Annotated in this window: 14 protein-coding genes and 1 pseudogene; 9 read left to right on the top strand and 6 right to left on the bottom strand. The window is 71.3% G+C overall.

Annotated features, from left to right (window positions below; genetic code table 11):
• The first annotated feature begins 28 nt into the window (after positions 1-28).
• Positions 29-544, top strand: a complete 516-nt coding sequence (locus tag AC1DE0_RS10680; protein WP_478100173.1) for a GbsR/MarR family transcriptional regulator — start codon at positions 29-31, stop codon at positions 542-544.
• 264 nt (positions 545-808) lie between these two features.
• The gene (locus AC1DE0_RS10675; protein ID WP_478100169.1) at positions 809-2,401 is read left to right on the top strand and encodes an acyl-CoA mutase large subunit family protein; all 1,593 of its coding nucleotides are present in this window, start codon (positions 809-811) and stop codon (positions 2,399-2,401) included.
• Between the two features lie 44 nt (positions 2,402-2,445).
• On the opposite strand, the gene AC1DE0_RS10670 is transcribed toward AC1DE0_RS10675, so the two are convergent.
• The 6 genes and pseudogenes from AC1DE0_RS10670 to AC1DE0_RS10645 all read right to left on the bottom strand — a co-directional run bounded on the left by AC1DE0_RS10670 (position 2,446) and on the right by AC1DE0_RS10645 (position 8,785).
• A complete protein-coding gene (locus AC1DE0_RS10670) occupies positions 2,446-3,084 on the bottom strand; it encodes a hypothetical protein (RefSeq protein ID WP_478100167.1) in 639 nt (212 codons plus the stop codon).
• Complete coding sequence (locus tag AC1DE0_RS10665) at positions 3,081-5,021, bottom strand: thiamine pyrophosphate-binding protein (protein WP_478100165.1); 1,941 nt, start codon at positions 5,019-5,021, stop codon at positions 3,081-3,083. The genes AC1DE0_RS10670 and AC1DE0_RS10665 overlap by 4 nt, the downstream gene beginning before the upstream one ends.
• Before the next feature lie 196 nt (positions 5,022-5,217).
• A pseudogene (locus AC1DE0_RS10660) lies at positions 5,218-6,133 on the bottom strand (IS5 family transposase).
• 46 nt (positions 6,134-6,179) lie between these two features.
• On the bottom strand, positions 6,180-7,082 hold the full coding sequence (locus tag AC1DE0_RS10655; RefSeq protein ID WP_478100163.1) for a carbohydrate kinase family protein: 903 nt from the start codon (positions 7,080-7,082) through the stop codon (positions 6,180-6,182).
• Positions 7,079-8,041, bottom strand: a complete 963-nt coding sequence (locus AC1DE0_RS10650) for a pseudouridine-5'-phosphate glycosidase (protein WP_478100161.1) — start codon at positions 8,039-8,041, stop codon at positions 7,079-7,081. The genes AC1DE0_RS10655 and AC1DE0_RS10650 overlap by 4 nt, the downstream gene beginning before the upstream one ends.
• Before the next feature lie 27 nt (positions 8,042-8,068).
• The gene (locus AC1DE0_RS10645) at positions 8,069-8,785 is read right to left on the bottom strand and encodes a (2Fe-2S)-binding protein (RefSeq protein ID WP_478100159.1); all 717 of its coding nucleotides are present in this window, start codon (positions 8,783-8,785) and stop codon (positions 8,069-8,071) included.
• A 66-nt stretch (positions 8,786-8,851) separates the two neighbouring features.
• Here AC1DE0_RS10645 and AC1DE0_RS10640 point away from each other — a divergent pair, with 66 nt between their 5' ends.
• From AC1DE0_RS10640 to AC1DE0_RS10610, 7 genes are all read left to right on the top strand, one after another.
• Positions 8,852-10,111: an amidohydrolase gene (locus AC1DE0_RS10640; protein WP_478100157.1), complete on the top strand. Its 1,260-nt coding sequence runs from the start codon at positions 8,852-8,854 to the stop codon at positions 10,109-10,111.
• A gap of 276 nt (positions 10,112-10,387) precedes the next feature.
• Positions 10,388-11,299: a BMP family lipoprotein gene (locus AC1DE0_RS10635; RefSeq protein ID WP_478100155.1), complete on the top strand. Its 912-nt coding sequence runs from the start codon at positions 10,388-10,390 to the stop codon at positions 11,297-11,299.
• 159 nt (positions 11,300-11,458) lie between these two features.
• Positions 11,459-12,649 (top strand): ABC transporter permease, encoded by a 1,191-nt coding sequence (locus AC1DE0_RS10630; protein WP_478100153.1) that lies wholly within the window; start codon positions 11,459-11,461, stop codon positions 12,647-12,649.
• A gap of 1 nt (position 12,650) precedes the next feature.
• A complete protein-coding gene (locus AC1DE0_RS10625; RefSeq protein WP_478100151.1) occupies positions 12,651-13,640 on the top strand; it encodes an ABC transporter permease in 990 nt (329 codons plus the stop codon).
• Complete coding sequence (locus AC1DE0_RS10620; RefSeq protein WP_478100149.1) at positions 13,637-15,214, top strand: ABC transporter ATP-binding protein; 1,578 nt, start codon at positions 13,637-13,639, stop codon at positions 15,212-15,214. Before AC1DE0_RS10625 ends, AC1DE0_RS10620 begins: the two co-directional genes overlap by 4 nt.
• Before the next feature lie 150 nt (positions 15,215-15,364).
• On the top strand, positions 15,365-15,742 hold the full coding sequence (locus AC1DE0_RS10615; RefSeq protein WP_478100777.1) for a cytidine deaminase: 378 nt from the start codon (positions 15,365-15,367) through the stop codon (positions 15,740-15,742).
• A gap of 50 nt (positions 15,743-15,792) precedes the next feature.
• On the top strand, positions 15,793-17,082 hold the full coding sequence (locus tag AC1DE0_RS10610) for a thymidine phosphorylase (RefSeq protein WP_478100147.1): 1,290 nt from the start codon (positions 15,793-15,795) through the stop codon (positions 17,080-17,082).
• Positions 17,083-17,537: the final 455 nt, after the last annotated feature.

Here is a 17,537-nt window from a genome sequence, read left to right as displayed (position 1 = left end):
GCGACGGGGAGAGGTGGTGAAGGGGCTGATGACGAAGGCGCGACAGGCGACCCGCGACGACCGAGCCGTGTCGACGTACGTCGAGCGCTTGGGCGACACGCTGACCGACGCCGGCATGCCCCGTCTCGCGGCCCGGGTCTTCGCCCAGCTCCTCGCCGACGAGGACGGCCGGATGACCGCCGCCGAGCTCACCGATGCCCTCGACGTCAGCCCTGCCGCGATCTCCGGGGCGGTCCGCTACCTGACCCAGACCTACATGATCGGCAAGGAGCGCGAGCGGGGCTCACGCCGCGACGTCTACGTGGTGCAGGCCGACGCCTGGCACGGCGCCATGCTCTCGCGCGACCGCGTGCTCGCCCAGATCGAGACGAGCCTGCGGGCCGGCGTGCCCGCCGTCGGTGGCCTCGCGACACCGGCCGGGCGTCGGCTCCAGCTCTCGGTCGCCTTCCTCGAGTTCCTCGGTGACCGGCTCGGCGCGCTCGAGGGCGAGTGGGACGAGCACAAGGCGACGATCACCCGCGGCTGGCCCGACGACGACGCCTGACCTGCACCACCTCAACCGTCGAGAGGCCAAGTTTCGCCGCCTCTCAACCGTCGAGAGGCCAAGTTTCGCCGCCTCCCGCACGTCGAGTGGCCAAAGTTCGCCCCCTCCCGCACGTCGAGAGGCCAACGTATGCCGCCGCCTCGCCGGCCGGCGAGGGAGGCCCCGGGTGCCTGCGCGACGGCATACGCCCTCGTGGGCGTGAGATCGGCGACGTTCGTCACGGGAGCGCCGGACCGCCGCCCGGGCGCCGATACGCTCGGCACCATGGCTGACAGCACTGGCGCGCGCTCCGAGTCCGACCTGCCCATCGAGCCCGTCTACGACGCCTCGGCGCTCGCCGGCTTCGACCCCGAGGCCAAGCTGGGCGCCCCCGGCAGCTACCCGTTCACCCGCGGCGTCTACCCGTCGATGTACACCGGGCGGCCGTGGACGATGCGCCAGTACGCCGGTTTCGGCACGGCGAAGGAGAGCAATGAGCGCTACCACCAGCTGGTCAAGGCCGGCACGGGTGGCCTCTCGGTCGCCTTCGACCTGCCGACCCAGATGGGATACGACTCCGACGAGCCGATCGCGCACGGCGAGGTCGGCAAGGTCGGCGTCGCGATCGACAGCCTCGACGACATGCGCACCCTCTTCGACGGGCTGCCGCTCGACAAGATCTCGACCTCGATGACGATCAACGCCCCCGGCTCGACGCTGCTGCTGCTCTACCAGCTCGTCGCCGAGGGCCAGGGCGTCGCCAGCGACAAGCTGACCGGCACGATCCAGAACGACGTGCTCAAGGAGTACATCGCCCGCGGCACCTACATCTACCCGCCGCGTGAGTCGCTGCGCCTCATCGCCGACGTGTTCGCCTACTGCCACAAGGAGATGCCCCGCTGGAACACCATCTCCATCAGCGGCTACCACATGGCCGAGGCCGGGGCGACGCCCGTGCAGGAGATCGCGTTCACCCTCGCCAACGCGATGGAGTACGTCCGCGCCGCGCAGGCCGCGGGTCTGGCCGTCGACGACTTCGCCCCACGCCTGTCGTTCTTCTTCGTGGCCCGCACGACGCTGCTCGAGGAGGTCGCGAAGTTCCGTGCGGCCCGGCGCATCTGGGCCCGCATCATGAAGGAGGACTTCGGCGCGCAGAACCCGAAGTCGATGATGCTGCGCTTCCACACCCAGACCGCCGGCGTGCAGCTGACGGCGCAGCAGCCCGAGGTCAACCTCGTCCGCGTCGCCCTGCAGGGGCTCGGCGCGGTCCTCGGTGGCACCCAGTCGCTGCACACCAACTCCTTCGACGAGGCGATCGCGCTGCCCACGGAGAAGGCCGCCCGGCTCGCGCTGCGCACCCAGCAGGTCATCGCCTACGAGACCGATGTGACCAAAACCGTTGACCCGTTTGCCGGTTCGTACGTCGTCGAGTCCATGACCGACGAGATCGAGGCGGCCGCCGTCGCCCTGATCCAGGCCGTCGAGGACAAGGGCGGCGCGGTCGCGGCGATCGAGCAGGGCTTCCAGAAGTCCGAGATCGAGCGCTCCGCCTACCGCGTCCAGCTCGAGATCGACGGCGGCGAACGCACCGTCGTCGGCGTCAACAAGTACACCGTCGACGTCGAGGACAAGTACGAGCCGTTGCGTGTCGACCCCACCATCGAGGCCGACCAGCGCGCCCGGCTCGAGGCCCTGCGCGCCGACCGCGACCAGGCAGCTGTCGACGCCGCCCTCGCCAGGCTCAAGGACGCCGCCCGCGGCACCGACAACGTCCTCTACCCGATGAAGGATGCCCTCGCCGCCCGCGCCACCGGCGGCGAGGTCGCCCATGCCCTGCGCGAGGTCTGGGGCACCTACCAGCCACGAGAGACCTTCTGACAGAAGGCAGCTCGGCCACCAGCCCGCCACCGGCGCGGTGCGCGTCAGCTCACGTCGCCTGCAAGCAGACGCGTCCCCTCCGCGAAGTACGCGCGGACCGCGGCCGCGTCGTGAAGGGTACCCATGGGCCGTGCCGACCCGAAGGAAACGTTCCAGAACGGCCCGACGGGGACGGGGCGGACGCTGACGTACGCGTACGGCTCGGTCACGTGACCGTCGCCGGGGGAGACCCCGTAGGCGACGTCGCCGACCGTGATCCCGATGTCGAAGTGCTCGGGCCACAGCACCGGGCGCACCTGCGGCGCGAAAGCCCGCAACGCCGCGTCACCCCGGGCGTAGCACTCCGCCACCCACTGCGCGTCGGTCGGGTCGGCGTCCAGCGTCTCGTCCGCCGACCCGTGCGAACCGTCGCCGTAGAGCCCGGCGGGTTCGCCCACCTCGACTTCGGCGGCGGCCGCGAGTGCGGCAGCGGTCGTCGCCCGTATCGGCCAGCGCCCGGAGTCCGACACGAGCTCGGCCCCCTCGACCCACAGGTCAGGGGTCGCCGTCGTCCCGAAGCCGCCCGGCCGCACGCCGAGCTCGATCGACCCGCTCGTCCGGAACTGGGGCCCGGCCAGCACGAGCTCGGCCACGACGTGCAGCGCCCGGACGGTCGTCGCCAGGCTGGCGCCCCCGGCCGTCACAGCAGCTCCACGTCCTGCTCGACGGCCAGCATGGCCGGTCCAGAGGTGTCGAAGAGCTCACGCATCGCGGCGTCGAGCTGGTCGGCGCGGTCGACGGCGAGCCCGACCGCGCCGCACAGGGCCGCGAAGCCGGCCCAGTCGGGGTTGTGCAGGGAGGTGTGCCAGACCGGGAAGCGCTCGGCGACCTGCTCCTTGCCGATCTTCCCGAGCACGTGGTTGTCGAGAAGGACGTGCTTGACCGGGATGCCGTACTTGACCGCGGTCGTCAGCTCCATGGCGTACTGCCCGAACCCGCCGTCGCCGGTGACGGCGACCACCGGGCGGCTCGGATCGGCCGCCCACGCCCCAAGTGCAGCCGGGTAGCCGAAGCCGATCGAGCCCAGGTAGCCCGACATGAGCACCGGCTGTCCCTTCGACTCGAGATAGCGCCCGAGGGAGTACGCGTGGTTGCCGACGTCGACGGCCACGACGGCGTCCTCCGGCCCGTGTCGCGACAGGGCGTCGAAGACGGCGGCGGCCGAGACGCCGTGGCCGCGGTCGTCGGCCGCTCGTCGGGCCTTCTCGGCGCGCCAGATCTCCCAACGGGCAGCCACGTCGCCGCGTTGGTCCGCCGCGCGCACGCCGTCGCGCGCCTCCTCCAGCAGCCCGAGGAGGCCACGCAGGCCGAGCGCCGCGTCGGCGAGCACGTGGTCGTGCACCGGGTCGAAGCGACCGATCGCCGAGGGCTCGTCGTCGATCTGCACGATGTCCTTGTAGGCGGCGATGCCGGTGTGGTTCGAGAAGGACGCCCCGACGACGACGAGCAGGTCGGCCTCGTTCATCAGCCAGCTCGCGACCGGCGTACCGCTGCGTCCCAGCACGCCGGCGCCGAGCGGATGCGTGTCGGGGACCAGCCCCTTGGCCTTGAAGGTGGTCAGCACGGGGGCGCCCAGCCGCTCGGCCAGCTCGACCACCTCCGCCCGGGCGCCCCGTGCGCCGTGCCCGACGACCACGACCGGGCGGACGGCCTGCGCGATGCGGGCCGCCGCTCGGGCCAGCGCACCCTCGTCCCCGCGGGACAGCCTCGGTGCGACGCGTCCGTCCGGAACCGCGGCGGCAGCATCGGACGGCAGCACCTGCACCTCGTCGGGCAGGACCAGGTGGGCGACGCCCCGGCCGTCGACGGCGCGTTTGACCGCGACCGCGGCGAGCTCGGCGTGGTTGCTTCCGGCGTGCAGGGTCGTGGTCGACAGGGTCACGTCGGCGAACACGGCCGAGAGGTCGACGTCCTGGAAGGCGCCCCGCCCGAGGACCGAGCTCGGCACCTGGCCCGAGACGGCGACCACCGGTGACCCGTCGAGCCGCGCGTCGTAGAGCCCGGTGAGCAGGTTCGTCGACCCGGGTCCGGCGATCGCGAAGCAGGCAGCCGGCCGACCGGTCAGCTTGCCGTACGCGCTGGCCGCGAACGCAGCTGCGCCCTCGTGCCGGATCCCGATGTAGGTCAGCTCGCCGCGCTCCTCGGCCCGCCTCATGGCGTCGGCGAACCCGAGGTTCGAGTGCCCGACCATGCCGAAGACGTGCCTCACCCCGAAGTTGACCAGGGTCTCGACGAGCACGTCCGAGACGGTGCGACGGTGCGGCTCGATCTCGGGCAGCTGCACCCACGTGCCGTCCTCCCGGACCTCGACCGGGTGGGCGCGGGGGGCGTCCGCGAAGCCCTCGGGCGGGGTGCCGGTGATCGGGTCGTAGTCGTAGCCGTGCCAGGGGCAGCGCAGCCAGCCCTTCTCGATCGAGCCCTCGCCGAGCGGGCCGCCCTGGTGTGGGCACCGGTTCTCGAGCGCGCCGAGCCGGTCGCCGCACCGGCTCAGCGCGACGCTGCGACCGTCGACCACCACGCTTCGGACCCGGCCCTCGCCGGGCAGGTCGCCGTCGTCGATCCGGTGCCACTCGCCTGACATGAGGCCTCCTCGCGGCCCGCCGTCGGGGCCGCGGGCGCCACCACCTCTCCCGATCGTAGGGACCGCACGTCGGCGCTGCAGGCATATGCCGTGCGCCCGGTCGACGGACCGCCACGAGCTCCTCGTCCGAGCGTGACGCCGCCGCGACAGGCGTTGTTCGTAGCGGTCCGTCGAACAGCCCGAGGGCGTATGCCGTCTAGGGCGTGTCTCCCAGTTCGCGTAGCCAGGTGACAATCGCGCCGAGGACGACTCCGCCGCGGTAGGTCAGGGCGAGCTTGTCGTACCTGGTGGCCAGGCCGCGCCACTGCTTGAGGACGTTGAAGGAGCGCTCGATGACGTTGCGGCCCTTGTACGCCTCGGCGTCGAAGCCCGGAGGCCGGCCGCCCTTGGATCCTTTGCGTTTGCGGTTCCCGACCTGGTCGGACGGTTCGGCGATGACCGCCGTGATGCCGCGCGAGCGAAGCAGAGCCCGGTTGCCACGCGAGGAGTACGCCTTGTCGCCCAGCACCGCGTCGGGCCGGGTCCGCGGCCGTCCCGGGCCGAGGCGCGGCACCCGAATCGCATTGAGCAGGTTCGGAAACATGGGCGAGTCGTTCGCTTGACCGGGGCCCAGGAGCAGCACGAGCGGGCGGCCTTTGCCGTCGCAGAGGTGGTGGATCTTCGTGCTCAGTCCGCCACGGGAGCGGCCGACCGCGTGGTCAGCCGGCTCGAGCAGCAGATTCATGTGATTCGACAGAGCCCCCTGTGCTCCCGATGGCCGGGGTCACGCGGGTCAGGTTCGTGCCGTGCTGGTGGGCCCGGTTGATCGTGGAGTCCACGCTCACGTTCCAGTCGATCTCCCCAACCGCGTCGGCGTGCGCGAGCAGCGCGGTGTGGATCCGGTCCCATGTGCCGTCCCCCGAGAACCGGCGGTGGCGTTTCCAGACCGTCTGCCAGGGCCCGAACCGCTCCGGCAGGTCACGCCACGCGATCCCGGTCCGGAACCGGTACACCACGGCCTCCACGATCGTGCGGTGGTCACGAAATCGGTTGCCGCGCTTGCCATCCGAGGACGGCATCAACGGTTCGATCAGCTCCCACTGAGCATCGGTCAGCACGGCAGAACGCGACATGCATCAACCATGTCAGCCGAACGTGCCCACATTCAGGAGACACGCCCTAGCTGGGTCGGGCGCCGACGCGCGCTGCCGCGGCACTGCCGGCCGCAACCCCTGCCCGCAACGCGGAGGCACGGTCGTCGCCGCGCAGCCACGCGGAGAGCAGCCCGGCGTTGAAGGCATCACCGCATCCGGTGGCGTCGACGTTCTCGACGAGCGGCGCCTCGGCGCTCTCGTCGACGCCGCGCCCGACCCACCTGGCCCCGGCCGCCCCGTAGGTGGCGACCACCTCGTCCGTGTGCTCGAGGATGGTGCGCATGCCACCGAGCGCCGCGACCTCGTTCTCGTTGGGCAGCAGCAGGTCGACGCCCGCCACCCACGACAGGAACCTCTCGGCGCTTTCGCGCTCGATGAGCGCCGGCGACTGCGGGTCGACCGACGTCGACCAGCCGAGGGCGCGGGCCTGCCGCAGCGACTCGAGCCCGGCGGCCCGCGACCCGGCGTCGAAGAGCACGTAGCCGCTCAGGTGCAGGTGCGGCCGCGTCGCGGCCGTGAGACCAGTCCCGAGCCCGGGCCCGAGCCCGAGCCCGGCAAGGTCGACGTCGTCGACCGAGAACGCCTTGTTGGCCCCGCGGTCGGGGAACATCGTGCGGTCGCCGTGGGCGTCGAGCAGGATCACGACCATGCACGTCGGCAGGGCCGGGTCGACGGCGAAGGCGCACGTCACCCCGGCCGCCTCCAGCTCGTGCCGGCACGTGGATCCCGCCGCGTCCGAGCCGATTCGCGCGACCAGCGTCACCGACGCCCCGAGCCCGGCGAGCCACGAGGCCGAGTTGCCGCCAGCGCCCCCGGGCACGAGCGCAACAGACGACGGTGTGTCCGAGTGCCACTGGATGTCGCCGGAGGGTCGGGTGATGACGTCGAGCCCCACGTCCCCGACAACGACAACGGGACGAGCGCTCATGCCTGCCAAGCCATTTCACCGTCGTGCGACAGCCGCGCGACCTCAGCGGCGACCTCGCCGGCGAGCCGCGCGTTGGCCAGCACGAGCTCGACGTTGGCCCGCAGCGACTCGCCACCCGAGTTGTCGTGGAAGAACTCGAGCAGGCGCGGCGTCACGTCCTTGCCGTGCACGCCCTCGCGCTCGAGCAGCGCGAGACCCTCGGTGACGAGGCGGTCGTGCAGCTCCCGGTCGACCTGTCGGTCCGCCGGCAGCGGGTTGGCGAGCACGACCCCTGCAGCGTCGGTGCTCAGCCGGTCGCGAGCGACGACGACGCGTGCCGCCTCCTCCGCGGACTCCACCCGCCACGGCACCGGCTGCCCCGAGTCCGAGAGGTAGAAGCCCGGGAAGGCGTCGGTGCGGTAGCCGAGCACCGGCACCGACAGCGTCTCGAGGGTCTCGAGGGTGGCGGCCACGTCGAGGATCGACTTCACCCCCGCACACACGACCAGCACCGGTGTCGAGGCGATGACGCCGAGGTCGGCCGAGACGTCGAACGTCTCGGCGGCGCCGCGGTGCACGCCGCCCAGGCCGCCGGTCGCGAAGACGCGGATGCCGGCGAGGTGCGCCAGCGCGGAGGTCGACGCCACGGTCGTCGCGCCCGAACGCCCCAGTGCCGCAGCGACGCCCACGTCGCGTACCGACAGCTTCGCGATGTCGGGGTCGGTGCAGACGCGCTCGACCTGGGGGGCACCGAGGCCGACGTGCACCACGCCGTCGAGCACGGCGATCGTCGCGGGCACCGAGCCGCCGGCGCGCACCGCGTCCTCGATCTGCCCGGCGATCTCGATGTTGTCGGGGTGGGGGAGCCCGTGGGCGAGGATCGTCGACTCGAGGGCGACGACCCCGACGCCGGTGTCCAGGGCGTCGCGCACGTCCTCGTGCACGACGACGAGCTCTGACGAGGGGAGGCGCGCAGACATGGCGGCCACCCTAGTTCTGCGGGCGCGTCACGCGCTGCGGGGGCAGGAGGCGCACTCGCGCATCCCGGGCAGCGCGTAGATGAAGCAGCACGACACCCTCGTCGACGCCGGTCCGACGTCCTCTCCGGCCGCGCCGTGGGCCAGCCGCACCGCCGTGTCCCACATGTCCGACACGACCCCCCACCGCTGTCGCGAGCCCATCCGCACCTCGGGGGCGTACGCCGCCACGACCTCTGAGACGAGGCCCAGGTATGCCGTGTGGCCGCGTTCCAGACGCCGCGCTGGGTCGGGCTCTGCGACGAGCGAGGCCCGCCCCGGGTCCACGACGATCCGGTGGGGGTTGAGCCCCGCCGCGAGCTCGAGACCCAGCCCGGCGGGCGACGGTGCGAGGACCCACGGCCCCAGCGCGGCGGCATACGCGATCGGGGTCGCCGCGACCTCGCACCACCACTGCAGCACGAAGGCCGCGGGCACGTGCGGACGCACGGCCACGGCGTGCCGCTGCGACATCTGGGCACCCAACGCGTCACGCCACGGCAGCAGCGGATCCGATCCCGCGCGCACGTGGGCGATCACGTCGGCGAACCACACCGTGGCGGGGGAGCCGGCGCAGGTGGCGGTCATGAAGGGCAGCGCGCTGTCGACCTGGGCGACGACGTGTCGCACCGCGTCGGCCCCGAGCGGGCGGTCGACGTCTTCGCGCGCGGGACCACGGTCCGCACCCGCCTCCGCACCAGCCTCCACGCGCCCCTCCCGCCTCGTGTCGACCCCTCTCGGCGGGGACCTCGCCCATCCTCTCGCTAGAATCCCGTGCTCGTGACCGACCGCTCCCTCTCGCTGCCCTTCGAGGCCGTCGCCCGAACCGTCCAGCAGCATGCCCAGGAGCTCGTCACGATCCGTCGCGACCTGCACACCCACCCCGAGCTCGGACGCGGCGAGGTGCGCACCACGGCCGTCGTCGCCGAGCGCCTCGAGCGCGTCGGCATCAGCGTGCGCCGGCTGCGTGGCACCGGGCTCGTCGCCGACCTCGGCGCGCCGGAGCCGGTGCGCCGCATCGCGCTGCGGGCCGACCTCGACGCCCTGCCGATCCGCGAGCAGACCGGCCTGGAGTTCGCCTCGCAGACCGACGGCGTCAGCCACTCCTGCGGCCACGACGTGCACACGAGCGCCCTGCTCGGCGCGGCTCTCGCGCTCAAGGCCACCGAGGACCGCCTCGTCGACGCCGGCATCGGCGCGCGCCTCATCTTCCAGCCCGCCGAGGAGCTCATGCCCGGTGGCGCCGAGGACGTCGTCGCCCAGGACGGCCTCGTCGGTGTCGACCGCATCTTCGCGCTGCACTGCGACCCCAACCTCGACGCCGGACAGGTCGGCCTGCGGGTGGGCGCCATCACCGCGGCCGCCGACCAGGTCGAGGTGACCCTCTCGGGGCGCGGCGGCCACACGTCGCGGCCGCACCTGACGCAGGACCTCACCTACGCCCTCGCCAAGGTCGTCACCGACGTGCCGGCCGTGCTGTCGCGCCGTCTCGACCCCCGCGCTGGGGCTGCTCTCGTCTGGGGCTCGATCCACTCGGGCGGCGCGCACAACGTCATCCCCTCCTCGGGGAAGGTGGGCGGCACGCTGCGCATGCTCGACGCCGGCATCTGGGAGGGCGTCGAGCGGCTGCTCGAGGCCGTCGTGCACGAGGTCGTCAAGCCGTACGCCGTCCAGGCCGACGTGACGATCACCAAGGGCGTGCCGCCCGTCGTCAACGACGCCGGCTGCATCGACGCGCTCACCGCGGCGGTGACCGGCACCGGCGCGTTCGTGGCGCCGACGCCCCAGTCCCTCGGCGGCGAGGACTTCGCCTGGTACCTCACCCACGTGCCCGGCGCGATGGCCCGCCTGGGCACCCGCACGCCGGGCGGCCCGACCTACGACCTGCACCGGGGCGACCTCGTCATCGACGAGGGAGCGATCGTCGTCGGAGCCCGCACGCTGGCCGGCGTCGTCTTCTCCGCGGCGGCCCAGCTGGCGGGCACGCCCGCCCTCGGCGGCGTTACTCCGCTGAGTGCGGTCGCGGATCGATAACACTTCCTGCGACTTGCTCCGAGGCGCTCAGATCTTGTCGTGACGGGGTCTACAGTTCCGTGCTATCTGGGCCGATGTCGTCGTCGGCCCGACGGACTGAAGGAGAGCGCCTTGCGTTCACATGTGAAGTTGAGTGCGGTTGTCGCGACCGGACTGGTCGCCGCACTCGCTGGCTGTGGTGGGTCCACGGGCCCGTCCACCGGCTCCGGCGGCGGGGGCACCAACACCGCCGCCTCGGGCGACTGCTCGAGCGCTTCGGTGTTCTGCGTTGGCCTCGTGACCGACGTCGGCAAGGTCGACGACAAGGGCTTCAACCAGGCTGCCTGGGAGGGTGTCGAGCAGGTCAAGGGCGAGCTGGGTGCGCAGACGAAGTTCGTCGAGACGACCGACCCCAAGGACTACGCGAAGAACATCAAGCAGTTCACCGACGCGAAGTACGACGTCATCGTCACGGTCGGCTTCCTCATGGGTGACGCGACGCGCGCCGCCGGCAAGCAGTACCCCAACACGAAGTTCATCGGCTTCGACCAGTTCCAGGCCGACCCGGTCGTCCCGAACGTCACGGGCCTGATCTTCCACGAGGACCAGGCCGGCTACGCCGCCGGTTACCTCGCCGGTCTCATGACGAAGTCGAACAAGATCGGCGTCGTCCTCGGCCAGGAGATCCCGCCGACCCAGGCGTACGCCGCCGGCTACGAGAACGGCGCCAAGGCCGCCAACCCGTCCGTCGCGGTCTCGAAGGTCTACCACCCGGCCGGCCAGACCGCCTTCAACGACCCCGTGTGGGGCGCCGGCGAGGCCAAGAAGATGCTGGCGCAGGGCGCCGACTTCATCTTCGGCGCCGGTGGCGGCACCGGCAACGGTGCTCTCCAGGAGGCCGCGAAGACCAACGGTGCGGGCGACAAGGTCTTCTGCATCGGTGTCGACCTCGACCAGTGGGACACCCTGCCGGCCGCGCACCCGTGCCTCATCACCTCGGCCGAGAAGCACGAGAAGGACGGCATCGGCGAGCTGCTCAAGGCGATCAAGGGCAACACGATCAAGCCGGGCAACTTCTTCGGCACCGCCGGCATCGCACCGTTCCACGACTTCGACAGCAAGGTCCCGGCCGACGTGAAGACCAAGGTCGCCGACGTCGTGAAGAAGCTCGAGGACGGCTCGCAGGCAACCGGCTACAAGGCAGGCTGAACCGAAGGCGCATGACCCCCGACGGGGTCGGCACTAGAGTCCCGTCATGACGAACGTCGAGCGGGTGCTCCACAGGGGCACCCGCTCGACGTCGTTCTGCGCCGGAGAGCGGCGCGCAGTACCGAAAACTGGTCCACACAAGGAGTCGAGAGGTCCGAGATGGCCGATTCGAGAGATGAGCCGTCAGGCGCCGACAACGCCGGCGCCGTGACCACCCAGCCGACCGCCGAGGCGACGCCGCCCCCGGTCGTGCCCGAGCGCGGGGCGCCCCCGCCACCCACAGGAGTGCTCGGGGTGCTCGTGCGCGAGCAGTCGATCATCGTGCCGCTCGTGGCCGTGGTCGCGGCCCTGGTTATCGGTGCCGTGCTGATCCGAGCCCAGGGCGTCAGCCCCCTCTACGCGTACCAGACGCTCTTCACCTACTCCTTCCTGACGGCCGACGGCCTCCAGGGCACCTTCGAGAAGATGGTGCCGCTGATCCTCTGTGGCCTCGCCGTCGTCATCCCGCTTCGCGTCGGTCTGTTCAACATCGGCGCGCAGGGCCAGCTCATGGCCGGCGCCATCGCGGCCGCGGCCTCCGCGCACATCGTGCGCGACGCGCCCGGCGTCGTCGTCGCGATCATCGCGATGGTGTGCGGCATCCTCGCCGGTGCGATGTGGGCCTCGATCGCCGGCGCCCTCAAGGCCACGCGCGGTGTCCACGAGGTGATCTCGACGATCATGCTGAACTCGATCGCCGCGGGCCTCATCGACTACCTCGTCAACGGCCCGATGAAAGACCCTTCCTCGGCCTACCCGGCCTCCTTCCCCGCGCCCGAGGGCTCGCGCTTCGTGCCGTTGGGTGTCGTGCCGATCGGCCTGCCGATCGCGCTGGTGCTGGCCCTCGCCGTCGCGTGGATGCTGCGCCGGACGACCCTCGGGTTCCAGTTCGAGACCATCGGCCGCAACCGCCACGCCGCCTCGTACGCCGGCATCAAGCTGAGCGGCATGATCGTCCTCGCGATGGCGATCGCCGGTGGCCTCGCCGGTCTCGCGGGCTCGGTCGAGTACCTCGAGATCGACCCCTACCGCTACCAGGACGGCATCGCGGGCTCCCTCGGCTTCGACGGCATCACGATCGCGTTGCTGGCCCGGTCCAACCCGCTCGGCACCATCCCGGCGGCGCTGCTCGTCGGCGCGCTGCGCGCGGGCTCGTCCAACCTCATGTTCAACACGGGCATCCAGCCCGAGATCGTCGACATGCTGCTGGCGATCACGCTGCTGCTCGTGTCGCTGCCGATCATCGCCAAGCTGATCTTCCGCAGGTACACCGCCAAGTCCTCCGCTCTCGCGAGCAGCTGGGGGTCCTGACATGGAATGGGTCAAGCGCAACCAGGTCGCGGTCGGCTCGACCGTCGTGCTGCTGGTCGCCGCCTACGTCTTCTACGCGATCAACGACAACGTCGCGACCTCCATGTTCAAGGGGGCGTGGTTCTTCGCGGTGCCCCTCGTGCTCGGCGCCCTCACGGGTGTCGTCGGCGAGCGGTCGGGCGTGGTCAACATCGGCATCGAGGGCCAGATGCTCGTCGCCGCCTTCGCGGCGTTCTTCTCCGCGGCCGCCAGCGGCTCGCTCATCGTGGGTGTGCTCGTCGGCATGGTCGCGGGCATCGCGATGGGTGCGTTCCTGGCGCTGACCACGGTCAAGGGTCTGATGGACCAGATCATCGCCGGTGTCGTCATCAACATCGTCGCGACCGGCCTGACGTCCTTCTTCTACCGCCCCGGCAAGGTGCTCTCGTCGAACATGCCGCAGTGGGACATCCCGGTGCTGTCGCAGATCCCGCTCATCGGTGACGTGTTCTTCCAGACCGGCCCGATCGCGATGTTCGCGCTCCTCGCCGTGCCGGTGGTGCACTTCGCGCTGTTCCGCACCCGCTGGGGCCTGCGCACCCGGTCCATCGGCGAGTACCCCTCGGCCGCCGACACCGCAGGCATCGACGTCATCCGCATGCGTCTGGTCAACGTCACGATCGGTGGCATCTTCGCCGGTGCCGCCGGCGCGTTCCTCTCGATGGAGGCGACGGCCGGCTTCGAGCGCGGCATGACCGCCGGCCGAGGCTTCCTCGCCCTCGCCATCCTCATCTTCGGTGGCTGGCGACCGCTGCGCGTCTTCGCGGCCGCGCTGTTCTTCGGCTTCACCAACGCGCTCGCGTCGCAGCTGCAGGGCGTCATCAACATCCCGCAGCAGTTCATCACCCTGCTGCCCTACCTGCTGACCCTGGTCGTGCTGGCGGTCGCCGCCGGCCGCGTCCGGGCGCCGGGAGCCGTCGGGCAGCCGTTCGTGAAGGGAGAGGGTTCGTGAGCGAGCAGCCGACCGCAACGGTCCAGCCATCGGCCCAGTCGTCCACGCAGCCGTCCGCCGACAGGGAGGCCGAGCGACTGCTCGACATCGCCGGGCTGTCGAAGTCCTACGGCACGGTGCGCGCCAACCGCGACATCAGCCTGCACGTCCGGCGCGGCGAGATCGTCGCCCTCCTCGGCGAGAACGGCGCCGGCAAGTCGACGCTGGTCAAGCAGATCTTCGGCCTGGTCAAGCCCGACGAGGGCACGATCACGATCAAGGGTGACGCCTCCCCGGTCAAGGACCCCCGCGACGCCATCCGTCGCGGCATCGGCATGGTCCACCAGCACTTCCAGCTGGTGCCCGTCATGACGGTGGCCGAGAACATGATCCTCGGCCACGAGACGACGAGCCGCGGCGTCCTCGACATCGACGGAGCCCGCAAGCTCGTGCGCGAGCTGTCGGCCAAGCACGGTCTCAAGGTCGACCCCGACGTCGAGATCGAGGACCTCCCCGTCGGCACCCAGCAGCGCGTCGAGATCCTCAAGGCGCTCTCACGGCGCGTCGACCTGCTCATCCTCGACGAGCCGACGGCCGTCCTCACGCCCCAGGAGACCGACGAGCTCCTGTCCGTCATGAAGGACCTCGCCGCCAGCGGCACGTCCATCGTCTTCATCACGCACAAGCTGCGCGAGGTGCTCGCCGCGGCCGACCGGGTCTACGTGCTGCGCCAGGGCGCCGTCGTCGGTGAGGTCGCCACGGCCGACACCGACGCCCGCGGTCTCGCCACGATGATGGTCGGCCGCGACGTCGTGCTGCGCGTCGACAAGGACGAGGCGACCCCCGGCGCCGACGTCCTGTCGATCAAGGATCTCGTCGTGCTCGACGACCGGAACCTGCGGGCCGTCGACGGCTTCACCCTCGACGTCCGGGCCGGCGAGATCGTCGGTGTGGCCGGTGTCGAGGGCAACGGCCAGCGCGAGCTCGTCGAGGCCATCGCCGGCATGCGGCCGCCGCAGTCCGGCAGCATCAACCTGCTCGGCAAGGACATCACCAAGGCCAACCCGCGCGACACCCACGTCGCCGGCGTCGGCCACATCCCCGAGGACCGCGAGCGGCACGGCCTCGTCGCCTCCTACTCGCTCGCCGACAACCTCGTGCTCAACCGGTTCTCCGAGAAGCCGTTCGCCAACGGCTTCGTGCGCGACTTCGACGAGGTGCGCAAGAACGCCGAGGGACTCTTCCAGGAGTTCGACATCCGTGCCGCCGGCGTGAGTGCCCCTGCGGGGTCGCTCTCCGGCGGCAACAAGCAGAAGGTCGTCGTCGCGCGCGAGATGAGCTTCGGGCCCAAGCTGCTCATGGCCGCCCAGCCCACGCGTGGTGTCGACGTCGGCTCCATCGAGTTCATCCACCGCCGCATCGTCGCGGCCCGCGACGAGGGCGCCGCGGTGCTGCTCGTCTCGGCCGAGCTCGACGAGGTGCTCTCGCTCGCCGACCGCATCGCCGTCATCCACGGCGGCAAGGTCGTCGCCGAGATGCCCGGCGGCCACGCCGACCGCACCGAGATCGGCCGGCTCATGGCGGGTGACCACTAGGTGTCACCCGTGTCCGAGGGAGCCGTCCCGGGCGCCACCGAAGCACACGCCACCGAGCCGTATGCCGCCGAGCCCGCTGGGCGGCATACGGCCGGGGCCGCTTCGGTCGGGCCCGCAGACGACTCCGGCGCGAACGTCGACTGGGAGGCCCTGCGCCTGCGCGCGGTCGAGCTCATGGAGCGCGCGTACGCCCCGTACTCGCGTTTCCGGGTCGGGGTGGCGGGCCTCGTCGACGACGGTCGCGTCGTCGCCGGCTGCAACGTCGAGAACGCCGCCTACGGAGTGACGCTCTGCGCCGAGTGCGGCATGGTCTCCGAGCTGCACGCCACCGGCGGCGGGCTGCTCACGGCCGTCTACTGCGTGGGCGGCGACGGCCAGGCGCTCATGCCGTGCGGCCGGTGCCGGCAGCTGCTGTGGGAGAACGGCGGCCCCGGCTGCCTGCTCATGACCCCCGAGGGAGTGCTCCCGATGTCGGCGGTGCTGCCCCAGGCGTTCGGTCCCGAGAACCTGCGCCACGCCCAGGGCTGAACGCTCCCGTCGGTGGCCCGGCGACGCCTGCCCTGGGACATGATGGTCCGGTGAGCGAAGCCTTCGATGCCGTAGACGTCATTTCCGCCAAGCGTGACCGGGCCGAGCTGTCCGATGGCCAGATCGACTGGGTCATCGACGCCTACACCCGAGGCGTCGTCGCCGAGGAGCAGATGTCGGCCCTCGCGATGGCGATCTACCTCAATGGCATGACCCCCCGCGAGATCGCGCGGTGGGCCGACGCCATGATCCGCTCGGGCGAACGGCTCGACTTCTCGGGCCTCTCGCGCCCGACCAGCGACAAGCACTCGACCGGGGGAGTGGGCGACAAGATCACCCTCCCGTTGGCGCCCATCGTGGCGGCGTGCGGTGTCGCCGTCCCGCAGCTCTCAGGGCGCGGGCTCGGCCACACCGGCGGCACGCTCGACAAGCTCGAGGCGATCCCGGGCTGGCGTGCCGACCTGACGAACGAGCAGATGATGCACCAGCTCGAGGACGTCGGGGCCGTCATCTGTGCCGCCGGGTCCGGTCTCGCCCCCGCCGACAAGAAGCTGTACGCGTTGCGCGACGTCACGGGCACCGTGTCCTGCGTGCCGCTCATCGCCACCTCGATCATGAGCAAGAAGATCGCCGAGGGCACCGGCTCGCTCGTGCTCGACGTCAAGGTCGGCTCCGGGGCGTTCATGAAGGAGCTCGGCCAAGCCCGTGAGCTGGCCGAGACGATGGTGCGTCTCGGCAAGGATGCCGGCGTGCACACCATCGCGCTGCTCACGAACATGGAGACCCCGCTCGGGCTCACGGCCGGCAACGCCCTCGAGGTGCGCGAGTCGGTCGAGGTGCTGGCCGGCGGCGGACCCGGCGACGTCGTGGAGCTGACCATCGCCCTCGCTCGCGAGATGGTGGCCGGCGCCGGCAAGGACGACGTCGACCCTGCCGACGTCCTGGCCGACGGTCGGGCCATGGACGCCTGGCGCCGGATGATCCGGGCGCAGGGGGGAGACCCCGACGCCGAGCTGCCGACCGCCAAGGAGACGCACCACGTCCTGGCCCCGGCCGACGGCGTGCTGGTGAAGCTCGACGCGTTGGCCGTGGGTGTCGCGGCCTGGCGCCTCGGTGCGGGACGGGCCCGCAAGGAGGACCCGGTCCAGGCCGGTGCCGGTGTCGAGCTGCACCACAAGCCCGGAGCGACGGTCCGTGGCGGCGAGCCGCTCATGACGCTGCACACCGACGAGCCGGAGCGCTTCGCCCGTGCGCTGGAAGCGCTCGAGGTTGGGTTCACCATCGCCCCGGAGGGCTCACGGCCCGACCTGCCGCCGATCGTCATCGATCGCGTGTCCTGAGCGACGTTCTCGCAGGTCAGAGTCTTACGCAGCCACTCGGGGAGGGCCTCCACCGGGCCGATTATGAGATCCCGGGAGGCCCATGTAATGTTCTCTTCGTCAGCCCGACAGGGAGGAACGGACGCCACCGCGGCGGTGAGAGATCACCTAGCGAAGTTGGCCGGTCCCGGGGCTGGAGAGCATGGTCTGAGGCACTCCGGTTGATCCGGTAAGGTTTCGGACGGCCCCGGAGCGAGACCGAGTGATCGGCTCTCCGAACCGGGTGCTCCGAGCCGCCCCCGAGCCATCGGGACCGGCGCGGAGCGGTCCGAAGCACACTGGTTGATCCGGTAGGCTTTGGAGGGTAGGAGCCGCTGGCACCAAGCGGGTTGAATCTGGACGGTCTGAAGGCTGGTTCGCGGGTTTGACTCCCAAGTGTGAGGCGGGTAAGTTTGAAGGGTTGCCCCGGAGGCTCT

It is taken from the genome of Terrabacter sp. 05T424 (assembly GCF_056396225.1).
Note: the sequence above shows the minus strand (reverse complement) of the source record. Positions and strands in the feature narration are given on the sequence as shown.

What these genes read in the sequence shown, in the direction of transcription:
- AC1DE0_RS10680 (WP_478100173.1), top strand. Translation starts at nt 29, where the DNA reads ATGACGAAGGCGCGACAGGCGACCCGCGACGACCGAGCCGTGTCGACG.
- AC1DE0_RS10675 (WP_478100169.1), top strand. Translation starts at nt 809, where the DNA reads ATGGCTGACAGCACTGGCGCGCGCTCCGAGTCCGACCTGCCCATCGAG.
- AC1DE0_RS10665 (WP_478100165.1), bottom strand. Translation starts at nt 5,021, where the DNA reads ATGTCAGGCGAGTGGCACCGGATCGACGACGGCGACCTGCCCGGCGAG.
- AC1DE0_RS10655 (WP_478100163.1), bottom strand. Translation starts at nt 7,082, where the DNA reads ATGAGCGCTCGTCCCGTTGTCGTTGTCGGGGACGTGGGGCTCGACGTC.
- AC1DE0_RS10650 (WP_478100161.1), bottom strand. Translation starts at nt 8,041, where the DNA reads ATGTCTGCGCGCCTCCCCTCGTCAGAGCTCGTCGTCGTGCACGAGGAC.
- AC1DE0_RS10630 (WP_478100153.1), top strand. Translation starts at nt 11,459, where the DNA reads ATGGCCGATTCGAGAGATGAGCCGTCAGGCGCCGACAACGCCGGCGCC.
- AC1DE0_RS10625 (WP_478100151.1), top strand. Translation starts at nt 12,651, where the DNA reads ATGGAATGGGTCAAGCGCAACCAGGTCGCGGTCGGCTCGACCGTCGTG.